General features: G+C 61.7%; 22 protein-coding genes. 8 read left to right on the forward strand and 14 right to left on the reverse strand.

Translation table 11 applies throughout. From position 1 onward, the window contains the following. Positions 1–40: 40 nt before the first annotated feature. From V5B59_RS02690 to hfq, 7 genes are all read right to left on the reverse strand, one after another. Positions 41–1,357 (reverse strand): adenylosuccinate synthase, encoded by a 1,317-nt coding sequence (locus V5B59_RS02690; protein ID WP_034912846.1) that lies wholly within the window; start codon positions 1,355–1,357, stop codon positions 41–43. Beyond that, positions 1,350–2,528: an ATP phosphoribosyltransferase regulatory subunit gene (locus V5B59_RS02695; RefSeq protein ID WP_034912844.1), complete on the reverse strand. Its 1,179-nt coding sequence runs from the start codon at positions 2,526–2,528 to the stop codon at positions 1,350–1,352. The genes V5B59_RS02690 and V5B59_RS02695 overlap by 8 nt, the downstream gene beginning before the upstream one ends. Continuing rightward, a complete protein-coding gene (locus V5B59_RS02700) occupies positions 2,525–2,710 on the reverse strand; it encodes a DUF2065 domain-containing protein (protein ID WP_034926320.1) in 186 nt (61 codons plus the stop codon). The genes V5B59_RS02695 and V5B59_RS02700 overlap by 4 nt, the downstream gene beginning before the upstream one ends. Next, positions 2,707–3,597, reverse strand: a complete 891-nt coding sequence (hflC, locus tag V5B59_RS02705) for a protease modulator HflC (protein WP_169070669.1) — start codon at positions 3,595–3,597, stop codon at positions 2,707–2,709. Before hflC ends, V5B59_RS02700 begins: the two co-directional genes overlap by 4 nt. Further along, the gene (gene hflK, locus V5B59_RS02710) at positions 3,597–4,865 is read right to left on the reverse strand and encodes an FtsH protease activity modulator HflK (RefSeq protein ID WP_332351552.1); all 1,269 of its coding nucleotides are present in this window, start codon (positions 4,863–4,865) and stop codon (positions 3,597–3,599) included. Before hflK ends, hflC begins: the two co-directional genes overlap by 1 nt. A gap of 20 nt (positions 4,866–4,885) precedes the next feature. Beyond that, positions 4,886–6,094 carry a GTPase HflX gene (hflX, locus tag V5B59_RS02715; protein ID WP_034912837.1) on the reverse strand — a complete coding sequence of 403 codons (1,209 nt, stop codon included), beginning with the start codon at positions 6,092–6,094 and terminating at the stop codon, positions 4,886–4,888. A gap of 116 nt (positions 6,095–6,210) precedes the next feature. Then, positions 6,211–6,450 carry an RNA chaperone Hfq gene (gene hfq / locus V5B59_RS02720; protein WP_034912835.1) on the reverse strand — a complete coding sequence of 80 codons (240 nt, stop codon included), beginning with the start codon at positions 6,448–6,450 and terminating at the stop codon, positions 6,211–6,213. A gap of 140 nt (positions 6,451–6,590) precedes the next feature. Between hfq and V5B59_RS02725 the strand changes: the two genes are divergently transcribed. Continuing rightward, entirely contained in the window at positions 6,591–6,806 is a 216-nt protein-coding gene (locus V5B59_RS02725; RefSeq protein ID WP_332351553.1) for a hypothetical protein, read from the forward strand. A gap of 221 nt (positions 6,807–7,027) precedes the next feature. On the opposite strand, the gene V5B59_RS02730 is transcribed toward V5B59_RS02725, so the two are convergent. Next, the gene (locus V5B59_RS02730) at positions 7,028–7,492 is read right to left on the reverse strand and encodes a hypothetical protein (RefSeq protein WP_169070670.1); all 465 of its coding nucleotides are present in this window, start codon (positions 7,490–7,492) and stop codon (positions 7,028–7,030) included. Between the two features lie 247 nt (positions 7,493–7,739). Between V5B59_RS02730 and V5B59_RS02735 the strand changes: the two genes are divergently transcribed. The 6 genes from V5B59_RS02735 (at position 7,740) to V5B59_RS02760 (ending at position 11,937) form a co-directional block, all read left to right on the forward strand. Beyond that, entirely contained in the window at positions 7,740–8,474 is a 735-nt protein-coding gene (locus V5B59_RS02735; RefSeq protein WP_034912829.1) for a c-type cytochrome, read from the forward strand. Between the two features lie 96 nt (positions 8,475–8,570). Continuing rightward, a complete protein-coding gene (locus tag V5B59_RS02740) occupies positions 8,571–9,734 on the forward strand; it encodes a cytochrome D1 domain-containing protein (RefSeq protein ID WP_169070671.1) in 1,164 nt (387 codons plus the stop codon). After that, positions 9,734–10,732 (forward strand): siroheme decarboxylase subunit beta, encoded by a 999-nt coding sequence (gene ahbB, locus V5B59_RS02745; RefSeq protein WP_169070672.1) that lies wholly within the window; start codon positions 9,734–9,736, stop codon positions 10,730–10,732. Before V5B59_RS02740 ends, ahbB (V5B59_RS02745) begins: the two co-directional genes overlap by 1 nt. Beyond that, on the forward strand, positions 10,725–11,204 hold the full coding sequence (locus V5B59_RS02750; protein WP_169070680.1) for an Lrp/AsnC family transcriptional regulator: 480 nt from the start codon (positions 10,725–10,727) through the stop codon (positions 11,202–11,204). The genes ahbB (V5B59_RS02745) and V5B59_RS02750 overlap by 8 nt, the downstream gene beginning before the upstream one ends. Continuing rightward, the gene (gene ahbB / locus V5B59_RS02755) at positions 11,201–11,707 is read left to right on the forward strand and encodes a siroheme decarboxylase subunit beta (protein ID WP_169070673.1); all 507 of its coding nucleotides are present in this window, start codon (positions 11,201–11,203) and stop codon (positions 11,705–11,707) included. Before V5B59_RS02750 ends, ahbB (V5B59_RS02755) begins: the two co-directional genes overlap by 4 nt. Next, a complete protein-coding gene (locus V5B59_RS02760; protein WP_034911539.1) occupies positions 11,704–11,937 on the forward strand; it encodes a hypothetical protein in 234 nt (77 codons plus the stop codon). The genes ahbB (V5B59_RS02755) and V5B59_RS02760 overlap by 4 nt, the downstream gene beginning before the upstream one ends. A 48-nt stretch (positions 11,938–11,985) precedes the next feature. On the opposite strand, the gene V5B59_RS02765 is transcribed toward V5B59_RS02760, so the two are convergent. Beyond that, positions 11,986–12,117: a hypothetical protein gene (locus V5B59_RS02765; RefSeq protein ID WP_256435984.1), complete on the reverse strand. Its 132-nt coding sequence runs from the start codon at positions 12,115–12,117 to the stop codon at positions 11,986–11,988. A gap of 117 nt (positions 12,118–12,234) precedes the next feature. Here V5B59_RS02765 and V5B59_RS02770 point away from each other — a divergent pair, with 117 nt between their 5' ends. Then, positions 12,235–12,690 (forward strand): hemerythrin family protein, encoded by a 456-nt coding sequence (locus V5B59_RS02770; RefSeq protein ID WP_332351554.1) that lies wholly within the window; start codon positions 12,235–12,237, stop codon positions 12,688–12,690. A gap of 118 nt (positions 12,691–12,808) precedes the next feature. On the opposite strand, the gene V5B59_RS02775 is transcribed toward V5B59_RS02770, so the two are convergent. From V5B59_RS02775 to V5B59_RS02795, 5 genes are all read right to left on the reverse strand, one after another. Then, positions 12,809–13,213 carry a PEP-CTERM sorting domain-containing protein gene (locus V5B59_RS02775; RefSeq protein ID WP_169070674.1) on the reverse strand — a complete coding sequence of 135 codons (405 nt, stop codon included), beginning with the start codon at positions 13,211–13,213 and terminating at the stop codon, positions 12,809–12,811. 192 nt (positions 13,214–13,405) lie between these two features. Beyond that, complete coding sequence (locus tag V5B59_RS02780; RefSeq protein ID WP_169070675.1) at positions 13,406–14,044, reverse strand: YidB family protein; 639 nt, start codon at positions 14,042–14,044, stop codon at positions 13,406–13,408. A 52-nt stretch (positions 14,045–14,096) separates the two neighbouring features. Beyond that, positions 14,097–14,417 (reverse strand): c-type cytochrome, encoded by a 321-nt coding sequence (locus V5B59_RS02785; protein ID WP_169070676.1) that lies wholly within the window; start codon positions 14,415–14,417, stop codon positions 14,097–14,099. Between the two features lie 18 nt (positions 14,418–14,435). Beyond that, the gene (locus tag V5B59_RS02790) at positions 14,436–14,780 is read right to left on the reverse strand and encodes a DUF1622 domain-containing protein (RefSeq protein WP_034911267.1); all 345 of its coding nucleotides are present in this window, start codon (positions 14,778–14,780) and stop codon (positions 14,436–14,438) included. An 83-nt stretch (positions 14,781–14,863) separates the two neighbouring features. Continuing rightward, a complete protein-coding gene (locus tag V5B59_RS02795; RefSeq protein WP_248594894.1) occupies positions 14,864–15,340 on the reverse strand; it encodes a phosphate ABC transporter ATP-binding protein in 477 nt (158 codons plus the stop codon). Positions 15,341–15,363: the final 23 nt, after the last annotated feature.

The following is a 15,363-nucleotide window of genomic DNA, read 5'->3' on the forward strand; positions in this document are numbered from 1 at the left end:
ATGCAGCCGGATTCCCTCGTTTGCTATCGACTGACTGCTGCTATACCGGGTTCCCCAGAGGATGTCGGCGAAGCACCGTTTCGGCACGCTCCGGTCCTGTCGAAATGATGTCGATCGGAATGTCGCAGATTTCTTCGATGCGCGCCAGATAGGCACGCGCCGCTGCCGGCAGGGCCTCCATCGTGCTGGCACCGACCGTGGACTCGGACCAGCCTGGCAAGGTCTCCAGCACGGGCTGACAGGCAGCAACCTCGTCGGCGCCCATCGGCAGCAGCTCGACGAGCTTGCCGTCCAGCCGATAAGCGGCACAGATCTTCAGCTCCGACAGGCCATCGAGAACGTCGAGCTTGGTGATGCACAGGCCGGTGACGCCGTTGATCTGGATCGAGCGCCTGAGTGCTGCCGCATCGAGCCAGCCACAACGCCGCTTGCGACCGGTGACGGTACCGACTTCACGCCCCTTCTGCGACATCTGGTGCCCTGGCTGACCGGCTGTTTCGATGTCGAGTTCACTCGGGAAGGGACCGCCGCCGACGCGTGTGCAATACGCCTTGGTGATTCCCAGCACGTAATGCAGCATCCCCGGACCGATCCCCGATCCGGCGGCGGCCTGGCCGGCAACACAGTTCGAGGAGGTGACAAAGGGATAAGTACCGTGATCGATGTCGAGCAAGGCGCCCTGGGCGCCTTCGAAGAGCAGATTGTGACCTGCCTGGTTGAGCGCATGCAGCGCTGCCGACACATCGGTGACCAGCGGCTTGATCTCTTCGGCATCAGCCATCGCCTGCGCGAATACGGCATCGAAATCGACCGCCGCGGCCCCGAGATAGCGGGTCAGGACGAAGTTGTGGTAATCGAGATTGTCCTTCAGCCGTTCGGCGAAACGGTCGGGATAGAACAGATCATAGACCCGCAGCGCCCGCCGCGCCACCTTGTCTTCATAGGCCGGGCCGATGCCCTTGCCGGTGGTACCGATGCGCAAATCCGCACACTTCGCCGCCTCGCGTGCATGATCGAGGGCCGCATGATAAGGCAGAATGATCGGACAGCCCGGACTGACCTTGAGCCGCGAACGCACGTCGATGCCGCCCGCCTCGAGTACCTTGATCTCGCTGATCAGATGATGGATGTCGAGCACGACACCGTTGCCGATGAAGCAATCGACGCCCGCACGCACGATCCCGGAGGGAACCAGGTTGAGCTTGTAGACCTGGCCGCCGACCACCAGCGTGTGCCCTGCGTTGTGGCCACCCTGGAAGCGAACGACACCCCTGGCATGATCGGTCAGCCAGTCAACGATCTTGCCTTTGCCCTCGTCGCCCCATTGCGTCCCGACGACTACCACATTCTTAGCCATTCCCGTGATCCATTCCAGTGATTGCCTCAACAAGCCATTGCCCGTCACGTTCGACCAGTTGGCGGTCGCACCGTGGCCCTTCGCTGCTCATTTCGGCCGGCAGGAGTTCGACGACGACCTCGCCCTGCGCGCGCAGCGCGGCAATCGCTGCCGCCAGTGCCGCCGTATCCGCCGCATCAGGCGCCAGAATCGCCCCGGGCTGCGTACCCTGCGTACCATTCGCCGCCAGCCGCGCCAGTTCGCGCAAATCCATCGAAAAACCGGTTGCTGGCCGCGCCCGGCCGAAAGCCCTGCCGACGCCGTCATAACGCCCACCGCGTGCGATGGCACTCGAGAAGTCCGGGCAATAGGCCGCGAAGACCACGCCGTTGTGGTAGTGGTAGCCGCGCAGATCCGCGAGATCGAATGACAGCGGCAGATCGGGCAGAGACTCCTGCAACTGCCGCAAGGTGTCCAGCGCCGCAGTGATTTCCGGCAAGGCGGGCAGCGCCCTGGCTGCCGCGGCAAGGGTCTCGACGCCGCCATAGAGGTCGGGCAGCGCCAGCAGCGCAGAACGTAGCGGTTCGTCGAGCTGGCCGCAAGGCTCGCGAAGACTCGGCACGTCCTTGGCTTGCAGCAACTGCAGCAGTGTTCCCTCGAGTTCGGCATCGATGCCGGCCGCTGCCGCCAGCGAGCGAAAAACACCAACGTGACCAAGATCGATACGCGCTGCCGGGACGCCGGCAGCGTCGAGCGCGGCGGCCATCAGGCGAATGACTTCGCGGTCGGCGGCGACGCCGGCATGGCCATACAGTTCGGCTCCCAGCTGGATCGGTTCGCGGCTCGCGGTCAGCGATGCCGGCAGGGTATGCAGCACGCTGGCGCAGTAACACAGCCGCGTCACCCCCTGGCGATTGAGCAGGTGGGCGTCGATGCGGGCAACCTGCGGCGTGATGTCGGCGCGCACGCCGAGCGTCCGTCCCGACAATTGATCGACCAGCTTGAAGGTCCGCAGCCGCAGATCGTGCCCGGAGCCGGTGAGCAGGGAATCCAGGTGTTCGAGCAGCGGTGGCATCACCAACTCGTAGCCATGCACGCGGAACAGATCCAGCAGCGTCCGGCGCAGCCGCTCGATCTGCGCAGCTTCTGACGGCAGGGCATCGGCAATATGTTCGGGCAGTAGCCAGTTCATCGGAAAATCATCAGCAGTACCAGCCCGACCAGCATCGAGGTCAGGCCGATGAAACGGATCTGCCCGTCGGAAAAGCGAATCAGACGCCGGAAGGTTTCACGCCAGGCGTTCGGCGCCACGAACGGCAGCAGCCCCTCAAGCACCAGCATCAGGGCAAAGGCAAGCAGCAGATGATCGATCATTTGCCGGCTTTGTCGCCACTCCGGCTGATGCTCTTCATGTATTTGAAGAAATCGGAGTTGGGCTCGACGACAATCAGGTCGTTCTTGCCCTTGAAGCTGTTGCGATAGGCTTCGAGGCTGCGATAGAAAGCGTAGAACTCCGGGCTGCCTTCAAAGGCTTGCGCATAAATCGCCGAGGCCCTGGCATCGCCTTCCCCCTTCATCTTCTGTGCGTCGCGATAGGCTTCGGCAACGATCACCTCGCGTTGCTTGTCGGCGTCGGCGCGAATCTTCTCGGCCTCGGCGGAACCCTGCGAACGTAATTCGTTGGCCACCCGTTTACGCTCTGCGTCCATGCGGCGATACACGGATTCGCTGACGTCACTGGGCAATTCGACACGCTTGACACGCACGTCGACGATCTGCACGCCAATCTTGCGGGCATCGAGGTCGGCCTTCTCGCGCATCTGGGCCATGATCTTGTCGCGCTCCCCCGAAACCACATCATGCACGGTGCGTTTGCCGAATTCCTCGCGCAGTCCGGCATTGACGGTCTGCGTCAGCCGCGTTTTGGCTCGCGATTCGTCACCGGCAACCGAGATGTAGTAGAGCTTGGGATCGATGATTCGCCACTTGGTGAAGGAATCCACGAGAACATTCTTTTTTTCCGAGGTGATGAAACGCTCGGGTTCGGTGCTATCCAGGGTGAGAATGCGCTTGTCGAAATAGCGCACGTTCTGGATCAGCGGCCATTTGAAGTACAGGCCCGGTTCCTCGATGACATTGCGAACTTCGCCGAGCTGAAAGATGATCGCGTATTGACGCTGATCAACCGTAAAAATGGTCGCCCCGAGCACCACCAGCACGGCCACGAAAACGGCCGCAACGATATTAATGCTTGCTTTCATCAGCGAGACTCCCGATCACGCTGCCGTAGCGTCTCACGCGAACGTGCTTCATTTTTCTCGACCACCTGTGGCGGCACCTCGTTGGAAACCACCGGCGCCGGCCTCACCGCTGCCGGCAGCTCCTGGTTGCCAGCGGCAGGCGCGGCCGCTGCAGCGGCTCCGGACGCCTGCAGCAGCTTGTCGAGCGGCAGGTACAGCAGGTTCCCCTGCCCCTTGGCATCGACCAGCACCTTGCTGGTGCTGGAATAGACCTGCTGCATGGTATCGAGATACATGCGACTGCGCGTCACTTCCGGCGCCTTGGCGTATTCCGTGTAGATCTGCCGGAAGCGGCTTGCATCTCCCTCGGAAGTGGCGATGACGCGTTTCTTGTAACCCTCTGCCTCCTCGAGCAGGCGCGCGGAGGTGCCGCGAGCTTTCGGGATGACGTCATTGGCGTAGGCCTGACCCTCGTTCTTCTGACGTTCGCGATCCTGTGATGCCTTGACCGCATCGTCGAACGCCGCCTGCACCTGCTCCGGCGGCTGTGCATTCTGCATCGTGACCTTGGAAATCAGAATGCCGGTCTTGTAACGATCGAGGATTTCCTGCATCAGTTTTGCGGCATTGACTGCGACCTGCTCGCGCCCCTCGTAGAGGACGAAATCCATCTTGTTCTTGCCGACGATTTCGCGAATCGCTGTTTCTGCGACCTGCATCACCGCATCGTCCGGATGGCGGTTGTTGAAGACATACTCGACGGGGTCATTGAGGAACCATTGCACGGCGAACTGGATGTTGATGATGTTCTCGTCGTCAGTCAGCATCAGTGCTTCCTTGAGTACCTTGTTTTTTTCGCTGCCGCGATAGCCGATCTCGACGGTGCGCACGCCGGAGATGTTGACCAGTTCATGCGCCTGGATCGGATACGGTAGTCGCCAGCGCAAACCCGGATCGGTGCTCTCCTTGTAGCGGCCGAACTCGAGCACGACGCCCCTTTGCGATGCGTCGACAATATAGAAACCGCTGGCCAGCCAGACCACCACGACCAGCGCCAGGAGCAAGCCAATGCCGCCGCCAAGGAACCTGCTGTTGAACTGGATCGGGGGACGATCGCCACCGCGATCACCGCCCTGGTTGCTGCCAGAACGCTTCCTGTCGAAAATTGCGGACAGCTTGCGATTGAGGTCGCGCCATAACTGTTCAAGGTCGGGCGGCCCCTGATTGGGCCGCTTGCCACCGCCGCCATCGTTGCCGCGATTGCCCCACTGTGGGTCATTGAGCGACATAAAAACTCCAAGGCTATAAATCATGGGGAACCATCTGAATCGAGAATCCTATCGACATTCTGCACAGTGGCAGCACCTGCTGCCCGCTCGCGGCTGTCCCGCAACTCCTGCAAATCCCGTAGGTCCTGCAAGTCCCGCGTCTTCGCCAGAGCCAGTTCGGAAAGCGCCTCGCGCAGCAGGGGTAAACCATCGCCGGAGACAGCACTAAGGCGAACGCGCGAGATTCTACCATACTCGTCACGCTCGACCGCCGGTGGCAGCCCGGTAAGATCTAGCTTGTTCTGCACCGTCAGTTGCGGCACATCGGCAGCGCCGATCTCGGCCAGCACCTTGTTGACGTCAGCGATCTGGTCGTCGCGCGCCGGACTTGCCGAATCAACCACGTGCAACAGCAGATCCGCCTCGGCCGTGGCTTCGAGCGTGGCATGGAAAGCGGCTACCAGCGAGTGCGGCAGGTCGCGGATGAAGCCAACGGTATCGGAAAGCACGATATGGCCGGCCTCGCCCAGCCACAATTTGCGTGTGGTCGTATCCAGAGTAGCGAACAACTGGTCAGCGGCAAAAACGCCGGCATGCGTCAGCGCATTGAACAGCGTCGATTTGCCGGCATTGGTGTAACCCACCAGCGAAACGTTCAGCAACTCTCCCCGGCCGCGCGCCTTGCGCTGCACGCCACGCTGGCGTTCGAGCCTGGCCAGGCGTTCCTTGAGCAGCTTGACGCGGATACCGAGCAGGCGACGGTCGGTTTCGAGCTGCGTTTCTCCTGGGCCGCGCAGGCCGATACCGCCTTTCTGCCGTTCCAGGTGGGTCCAGCCGCGCACCAGTCGTGTCGACAGGTGTTCGAGCTGAGCCAGTTCGACCTGCAGCTTGCCCTCCGAACTTTGCGCCCGCTGCGCGAAGATGTCGAGGATCAGACTGGTCCGGTCGATGACGCGGCACTGCAGCCTGCGTTCCAGGTTGCGCTCCTGGCCGGCGCTGAGTTCATGATTGAAGATCACCAGATCGGCTTGGTGCACGTTGATCTCGGCAGCCACTTCCTCGACCTTGCCCTTGCCGGCATAGGTCGCTGCATCCGGGCTGTGGCGACTCCCCTGCACGATGGCACAGACCGCAGCACCCGCCGACCGGGTCAGCAATCGGACTTCGGCAAGCTGTTCGGCAAGGTCTTCACGACCGAAGTCGAGCTGGACGATGACCGCCCGTTCTTTGGCGGCCGCGCGTTCAACCATGCCGATGATCTAGGAAAGGCTGCCGCAAGCTGCAGCCGTCAGTGAAGGGCAAAAGAAGGGGCTTGACGCAGCTATCCACAGCAGCGGCGAGCCGGTCAAGGATGTTGCAGAGTGCATCATGCCTCGCTGTCGCTGTCCTGCTGGATGGTGATCGGGCGCGACGGAACGACCGTCGAGATCGCATGCTTGTAGACCATCTGAGTCACCGAGTTCTTGAGCAGGACGACATACTGGTCGAACGAATCGACCTGACCCTGCAGCTTGATGCCGTTCACCAGGTAGATCGAAACCGGCACCCGCTCACGCCGCAGGGTGTTGAGAAACGGGTCTTGTAAGAGTTGCCCTTTGTTGGTCATCCTTCAAACTCCATCTTTAATTATGTTCTGGAGGCCCGAGGATAATTGATTTCTCTGTCGTTTGCCATATCCAGACCGAAGATGCTGCGCCAATCAGCCGCAAGAAGCATAATGTTCGCAGTCACAAAGAGGAGAGATCAATGGATTCTGGATCGCTGGCCAGTCTCGATTGGGGTGCCGTCGCGCTGGTCGCTGTCATCGCTGCAACGCTGGGCTGGGGGATGGTCTTTTTTTTACGGCAAAACCGAAAGGATCTCGACGACCTGCAGGAAGTACTCGATTCGCAGGGCGATGAGGAAGAGGACGAGAAGATTGCCAGTAAGCGAGGAAGCAATCACCACGCTACGGGTAGCTGATCCGTGCGCAAGGAACGGCTGCCAGCTAGTATGCTGCCCAAGGGGGGCTGGCGGCCAACTCAATCATCCCGAAATCCTGGCGTACCATTTCGTCCGAATTCCCGCATTCCGACTGCCCATCCCTTCACTCGCGAAGCACGTAAATGCTGTCGTCGGCGCGGCCGCACACGGCAAGGCTCGGAAATCGAAGCTTCGCTGCCGCGGCATCGGCTCTCGCGGTTTCAGTGGCCGGTGACGAAGCGGAAGGGGACGGCGACGACGGCCTTGCCGGTGTCGACGAGCACGGTGGCATCCCATTCCATGCTGCCGGTGATGCACACCGGCAGGCTGGCCGACGCGGTGAAGCGCTCACTGCCGCCCTGCCTTTCGAGGCGCGGTCGGTTGTAGCCCATATTCATGGTACTGCCGGTAAAATCGACTTCGACCTTGCGCACCTCGGTACCCTGGAAGCTGGCCTGCAACTGCAATGTCTGGAGTACCGGGATCGGTCGTGGTTCAATCGAGAACTCGAGCTGACCGCCGTCTGGCAGCGCTGCGACGCAGGCCTGCCGGTCGAGATTGCAGCCGGACAGCGGTAACGCGATGTCGGCTTTCGGATTGAGCAGTGGTGCCAGCTGGTACCCGAGGCCGCCGAGGATGGTGATTGCGAGCAGGATGGCGGCATCGAGAAACAGGTTCTTGGTCATCGGGAAGGGCATCGGTTGGTGTTTGCGGCGGCGGCACATTATCGTCTGCGCGCGCTTCCCTGGCGAACAAGGCAGCCGCCAGGCGGCGGACGAGCGATTCAGGGTAGAGGCCGGCGGCCGCTGCCAGAATATTTTACTCAGATCAAATTATCCGGCAGTGCCAGCATTCACCATCTGTGGCATATTGCCGCGGTGAACTGTTGACCGGCGGCGGTCGATACCGTTCTCAAACAGCAGGGAGTGGACAATGAACAAACGGGTTCTGGGATTTTCTCTGGCAATGCTTGCCGCGGCGCTTGCGCATGCCGAGCCGCCGGGACCCAGGGCTGCGGGCATCGAGGTCAGGAATTACCCATGGCAGGCGCCGGCAGGCGAGAAGAGCGAGGCGCTCGAGCTCAAGGGCAACAGGAAGAGTGGTGAGGAAATCTACGAGTTGTGCCGTAGCTGCCACCTGCCGTCGGCAGGCGGACTTTCCGACGGCAGCATCCCGCAGCTTGCGGGCCAGCACAGCAGTGTGCTGATCAAACAGATGGCCGACATCCGCGCCGGTGTGCGCGACAACCCGACGATGTACCCGTTTGCTGCGCTCCTGACCGATCCGCAGGAGCTGGCCGACGTCGCTGCCTACATCGAGGGGCTGTGTATTCCCGTCGAGCATGGCCGATACGAGGGGCAGGACGTCGCTCAGCAAGTGGCGACCGGCAAGGTGCTTTACGAGAAGGAGTGCCGGGCATGCCATGGGGCCAGCGGCGAAGGCTTCAGGGACAAGGCTTATCCGGTGATCGCCGGGCAGCACTACAAATATCTGCTGCGCCAGATGACCGAGATCCGCGACGGCAAGCGCCGCAACGCCAACCCGGAGATGCTCAGAATCATCAGCAAGTACGACAATGATCAACTGCTCGCCATTTCGGCCTATCAGGCGAGTCTGCTGATGCCCGGCAGGATGTGCAAGGCCAGTGCGCCGTCCAGGAAGAAATAGGCCGGCGTGCTGCGCGGGCAATGATCATCAAGCAGCGCCCTGGCGCTGCGCGGCGGAAAACATCTGAGCGCCAGCGGCGCCTCTGGAGTGATGAACATGAAAAAATTACTGACCCTGCTGTCGATTATCCTGCTCGCGGCCTGCGCCGCGCCGACTCTGCGGGGTACCGGTGACCTCGGGGTGGTCATCGAGCGCGCGCATGGGCAGATCAGCCTCGTCGATACCAGCCGGCGAGATGTCTATGCGCGCATCGGTGGCCTCGGCGACCTCTCGCACGCCTCGGTGGTCTATGCGCGCGATGGTCGCTATGCTTACGTCTTCGGGCGTGACGGCGGACTGAGCAAGGTCGATCTGCTCGAAGCACGTATCGTCAAGCGCGTGCTGCAGTCGGGCAACGCCATCGGCGGCGCGATCTCGCAGGACGGCCGCATCGTCGTCGCGCAGAATTACACGCCCGGCGGCATCAAGGCTTTTGACGCCGAAACCCTCGAACTGCTCTCCGAAGTACCTGCCGAGTATGCGCCGGGAAGTTTTTCGAAAGTCGTCGGCCTCGCCGATCTCGTCGGTCAGCGTTTCGCCTACGCGCTCTTCGATGGCGGCGAGATCTGGGTCAGCGATTTCTCCGACCCTCGGCAGCCGCAGACGCAACGCTATCCGGCGGGGCTACAGCCCTACGACGGGCTGGTGACCCCCGATGGCCGATATTACCTGGCCGGCTTGTTCGGCGAGGACGGTGTCGCCCTGCTCGACACCTGGCGGCCCGAACAGGGCACGCGGCGAATTCTCGGGAACTATGGGCGTGGCCAGGAAAAGCTGCCGGTATTCAAGATGCCGCACCTGCGCGGCTGGTCCATGGCACAGGGCAACGCCTACCTGCCGGCGATCGGCCGCCACGAGGTCTTGGTCGTTGCCGGCGGCAACTGGCAGGAAATCGCCCACATCCCGGTCAAGGGGCAACCGGTGTTCGTGATGGCGCGGCCGGATGGCCGGCAGGTGTGGGTCAATTACGCGTTTCCCGACAACGGCTGGGTCGAAGTGATCGATACGCTGAGCGGGAAAGTGGTGAAAACGCTCGCACCGGGCAAGGCTGTCCTGCACATGGAGTTCACACCGCGCGGTGAGCAGATCTGGATTTCCGCTCGCGACGACAACCGCGTACTGATCTACGATACGGCGACGTTCACGAAGCTCGGCGAACTGGACGTACAGGCGCCGAGCGGGATTTTCTTCACCAGTCGCGCCAATCGCACGGGCTTCTGATGAACAGACTCGACAACACGCTTGACGAAGCGATCAACTTTCGCCTGCTCAACGACTTTCAGCGGGATTTTCCGCTCTGTTCGGCGCCATTTGCCGAACTGGCTTCCCGGCTCAGAGTTGCCGAGGGAGCCGTGTTGCGGGCACTGGAAGCGTTGCGTCGCGAAGGCAAGATCGCGCGCGTCGGCGCCATTTTCGCTCCTAAACGCATCGGCGCCAGTACGCTGGCAGCGATGGCGGTACCGGCAGACAAACTGGCCATGGTTGCCGCGGCGGTCAACCGCTTTCCCGAGGTTAACCACAATTACGAACGCGAGCACTGCTACAACCTCTGGTTCGTCGCCACTGCCGGGTCGGAAGGGCGCCTGCAGGCGGCCCTGGGCGCGATCGAACAAATGACCGGCTGGCCGGTGTTGAAGCTGCCGCTGCTCGAGGAATACCACATCGACCTGGGTTTTGCGCTTGACGGCCAGAATGAGAGGCCGAGCAAGGTACGCGTGTGCAGTCAGCCTTTCGCTGCACCGACGCCGCTCGACGAATTCGAACGTCGTCTGGTGATGGCCCTGCAGGAAGGCTTGCCGCTGTTCATTCGGCCGTTCTCGGTGCTGGCCAGCCGGGTCGGCTGCGACGAGAACGAAGTGCTCGAACGCATCCGTCGCTGGTGCGCAGAGGGAATCATCAAGCGCTTCGGGGTGATCGTCAGGCATCACGAACTCGGCTATACGGCCAATGCGATGCTGGTGCACGACATTCCCGACGCCAGCGTCAGCGCCATCGGCGAGCGCCTGGCGTGCGAATCAGGGGTGAATCTCTGCTATCGGCGCCCGCGCGTGCCGCCGACCTGGCGCTACAACCTGTTCTGCATGATCCACGGCCAGGCACGGGCGGAAGTCGAGGCCCGCATCGCCGAGCTGCGAGCACGCCTGCAGTTGACCGATTACGCGCACGCGGTGCTGTTCTCGCTGACCCGCTTCAAGCAGTGCGGTGCCCGTTATGCGTGAAGCGGCGAGCATCGACGCGACCGATCGCGCGATCATCGACGGCCTGCAGGGCGGATTCCCGATCTGCGAACGGCCCTACGCCGAAATTGCCGAGAGGCTCGGCATCAGCGAAACGGAACTCCTCGAACGCCTGCAGCGAATGCTGACAACGCGCGTGCTGACCCGCTTCGGCCCGATGTTTCAGGTCGAGCGCATGGGCGGTGCCTTCGTTCTGGCGGCAATGCGCGTTCCTGATGCAGAGTGGCTGCGCGTCCTCGAAATCGTCAATGCCTTTCCCGAGGTAGCGCACAACTACCGCCGCGAAAGCGACCGCAACTGTGAGTTCAACATGTGGTTCGTGCTCGCCACCGAGACCGCCGACGGCATCGACACCGCGGTACGCCGGATCGAGGAGGCCAGCGGCCTGCCGGTCTTTCCCTTTCCGAAGCTGCAGGAATACTTCGTCGAAATGAAGCTGGCGGTGCGGTCGTGAGCACTCAAGCCGCCGCCATTCTCGATGCGACCGATCGCCGTCTCGTCATTGCCACCCAGAACGGCCTGCCGCTGGTCACAAGGCCATATCACCAGCTCGCCGAAGCGATCGGCATCGCACCCGAGGAAGTGATGGTGCGCCTGACCCGCCTGCTCGAGAGCGGCGTCATCCGCCGTATCGGCGCGGTGCCCAACCACTACGCAATCGGCTATACCGCCAACGGCATGAGCGTCTGGGACGTGCCGGACGAGCGTATCGACGAACTCGGCGTACGCGTCGGCGGGCTCGATTTCGTGACCCACTGCTACCACCGGCCGCGCCGGCTCCCCGAATGGCCATACAACCTGTTTGCCATGGTGCATGGCGGTTCACGCGCCGAGGTTCTGGCCAAGGTGGCGAGCATCGCCGAGATCATCGGGAGCGACTGCCGTTCGCATGATGTACTGTTTTCGACCGGCATTCTCAAGAAAACCGGCCTGAGAATGGCGGCAAGGCAAGAATGACTAACCCGCGCGGGCGCGACAAATGGGTCGTGGGGGAATTGCCTTCGCGCGCATCGCCGCGTCGCCGGCAAGCACCGCCGCCGAGTCCGCGGCTGGCCGAGCGACTGGAACGTGCAAACCGGAAGAATCTGATTGGCCGCCCGCTGACCGCGGCCTTGCGCGCCAAGGCAGGAAAGTCGGGCGGACCACCGCCGCTCGTCCTGCTCCGCTGGTCAATCAGATACTTCTGAGGCATGGTGAATCCTCCTTTCTGGATGGCAGTGCCGCGAACGAGATGACTACAGTTTGACCGGACCTTCGACGCCAGAAGTGGACAAGGTGCGCAGCCGCTGCTGCCGCGACTTGTCCATGTAAGCCTCGGCGCGCTTGAGTTGCTCGCCAAGGAGCGCATGATTCTGGCCGACAAGCAACGACCAGGAAGATATTTGCCTGACTTAAATCCAATTTCTCTCTGGAATTCTACAGGCATTCCTCCTATACTGTAGGGATAACAAAAGATACCTATCCGTTGCCAAAGGAGACCTGAAATGACAATGTACATTCCCGGCTTGCTTCCGGAAGCGCTGTTGGTCGATTTGCCGGAAGTCGACGCTCAGCATGAGGACATCTTTAACCATATCGACTCGCTCAAGACCAACTGTTTTGAGCTCAGCTACGTGCCGATCGACGAATTCGGCAAGCTCATCGATAAGTTCGCGAGGCATTTCGCCACTGAAGAACGGATAGCGGACGAGGCGGGACTGGATTTCACCGATCATGCCAGGATTCACACCGATACACTGTGCCTGCTGCACAAGGCCCTGGGTGAAGTCATCAATGGTGGGCAGGACGCGCATTCCTTCCTGCGCTACTGCGAGTACTGGTTTGAACGCCACATCAGTGAGGATGACAGGTTGTTCATCTCCGTCCTGCAATCCAGGGACTTCGATCGGTCCAGTTGCTCCTCGGCACACCGCCAGCCCTGCTTTGCCGCTCAAGCCTGATCGAGCACCTGCCATGCATCAGCGGCAGCGCCAGGATCACCAGAGAAGCCTTGCCACGTCAGCAATGATCAGCGGCTGACCAGTGAATTGCGTGTGTGATGAGTAGTACCATGACCCGTCACGGATGGGTTATGGTTTCTGCTACGATCACACGCAGGAAGACTACGGCGGCGTTGAGCCAGCTGCCATCCAGGGCGCGTCTGACTGCGATCAGCCTCTGCGCCGCCCTATCCCACCCAGCCAAAGCCAGTCCGGCCAGCGCCAGGCTGCCCGGTTCGGGAACCGTTGCGGGCGCGTCCACGGCAACCCGGAAAACCAACCACTCATCATGATTGAATCCGGGTGTGGTCGGATCCGGATCCCCATTACTACTGTACCAGACCCAGCGCGCGGCGGCGTCGATGCCTGGTCTAGCGCCCCATGGCCCACCACCGTTGGCAGGGCCAGCGGTCAGCCCGACCCATCCAAGTGACGAATTGCCACCACCGTTAGCATCAACGATCTCGTTGGTGAGCAATGTCAAGTCAGCCGCGCTCCCCGTATATGGCGCACCGGTATTACCGAGCCCGGTAGCCATCACTTGCCACTGTGGGTCGTTGCTGTAGAACTTGTAGTTGCTATTCGCCGAGGCGGTTCTGTCGTTGGCTGGATGATTCGGAGTCCTGCGCGAGCGGCAGTCGCAAGAAGCCCGGTCAAACAGCTCGCTGCGGCAAACTCAGCCGCCGAATTGCCGGGTCAGGGAGTCGACACTGGTCCGCAGTTGATCGAGGTCCGGCGCGTTGCCGTCGGGAGTGAGACGGTCGACTACTTCAGGCAGAAGCTGCGACAGACCCTCGGACGCCTCTGATTCGCTGACACCAGCCTGTTGGGCGATCTGCGACAACGCGTCGCTGCCAAAGATCTGGCCCATTGCCTCCGGCGCGATGGGAAGGTTCTGCCCGCTACCCACCCATGAACTGGCCTGCTCGGCGAAGCCAGCACGCTGGAGCTGTTCGAGCAGGCCACCCAGGCCAGGCAAGCCAATGGAACCTCCCTCGCCGCTGGCACCGCCACCGAGCACGCTACCCAGCACCGCAGCGAGTCCACCACCAGCAGTGCTGCCACCGGTACCGCCGAGAACATCGCCAATTCCACTACCTTGGCCGGAACGTCCGCCCAGCATGCTGCCGAGCAGGTCTCCGAGACCACCACCGCCCGTACCGCCAGCGTTGCCTTGGCGGTTCATCAACATCCCCAGGACGACTGGCAGGAGAGCCATCAGCAGATTGCTGTTGCCATCCTCTGTCGGCGTCTGCCGCGCTGCACCCGTCGTTTTTCCCAAAATGTCACCCAAGATGCCATCCAGTAGTCCCATGCTGCTCTCCTTGTCTTCAAACCGTTTGCTGCGCAACAGAACAGTATAACTGCTATTCGGGAAATCCCGCCTGCAACTGTTCGACGATCCAGCGCACCTCGGCCTCGCTCAGGAAGCGCCGCCAGGGAGGCATCGGCGTCCCTGGCCGACCGTTGTAGATCGTGGCAACCAGCGAATCAACCGGTTTGTCCTGCAGGGCCTGCGGTCTCAGCGAGGGTCCGAGACCGCCTTGCAGCGTCATGCCGTGGCACGAACCGCAATCCTGACGGACCAGATGCACGAGTTGCTTCTGACGTTCGGTGGACGGCGGAGCAACTTGCGCGAGCACGCCAGGCGGGCACAGCAGCAACACGAGAACAAGACAAGAGCGCATGGTTACTCCTTTGAGTTCTCATTCCCGACGCTGCCACGGCCATCGTCCACTTACTTCGAGCTCGAGCGTGAAGCTGAGGAGCGTGCGGATGGCCACAATGGCCGCGAGCACGCCGAGGTTCTCGAACGTGGGCTTGATCGCCACGGTACCGATGATGTCGGCGATTACCAGCAGCTCCAGCCCCAGCAGGATGGCGCGGCCGAGATCGGCACGCAAGCCCAGGTAAGCCTCCTCGAAAACCGCGCGCCGCACCAGACGCCGAGCGAAGGTAACGGCAGCCAGTATCGCACCGACAAGAAGCGCGGCCACGCCAGCCATCTCGACGAGACGCGCGGCGAATATGATCAGATGTTCCTGGGGCATGGACAAATAAGCAATGGGAGCAATGGGAGGAATTGGAGATTCAACCGCACGCTCGAAAGTATCGCCGGCCGTGGTAGCCGCAGTCAATCGAGAATTTCGTTCACTGGCGTTCGATACCGAGTGCGAATAACCTTGTGCGCAGGGGTGACGAACATTTCATCGGTGCGCGCATGTTCGACCACCTTGCCCATCAGCATGAACACGCACTCCTCACTGGCGTGTCGGGCCTGCGCCATGTTGTGGGTGACGATGAGAATCGTATACTGGCCGCGCAGTTCCCAAAGCAGTTCCTCGACCGCTTCGGTGCCTTTGGGATCGAGCGCCGAGCAGGGCTCGTCCATCAACAGCATCTTCGGCTTCACCGGCAGCAGGCGCGCGATGCAGAGTTTCTGCTGTTCCTCCAGGGAGAGTTCGGTCGCCTTGCGCTTCAGTTGGTCCTTCACCTTGTCCCACAGCAGCACCTGCTCGACGATCTCGTCCGGAGTGCCATGGTGTACGTCGCCGCCACCCTTGGCATGCAGCCGGTGACTGAAGAGGATGTTCCCGGCGTAACCCCGCAAAAAAGCCCAACCTTGCGAGTTAG

Source organism: Candidatus Accumulibacter contiguus (assembly GCF_036625285.1).
Lineage (GTDB): Bacteria > Pseudomonadota > Gammaproteobacteria > Burkholderiales > Rhodocyclaceae > Accumulibacter > Accumulibacter contiguus.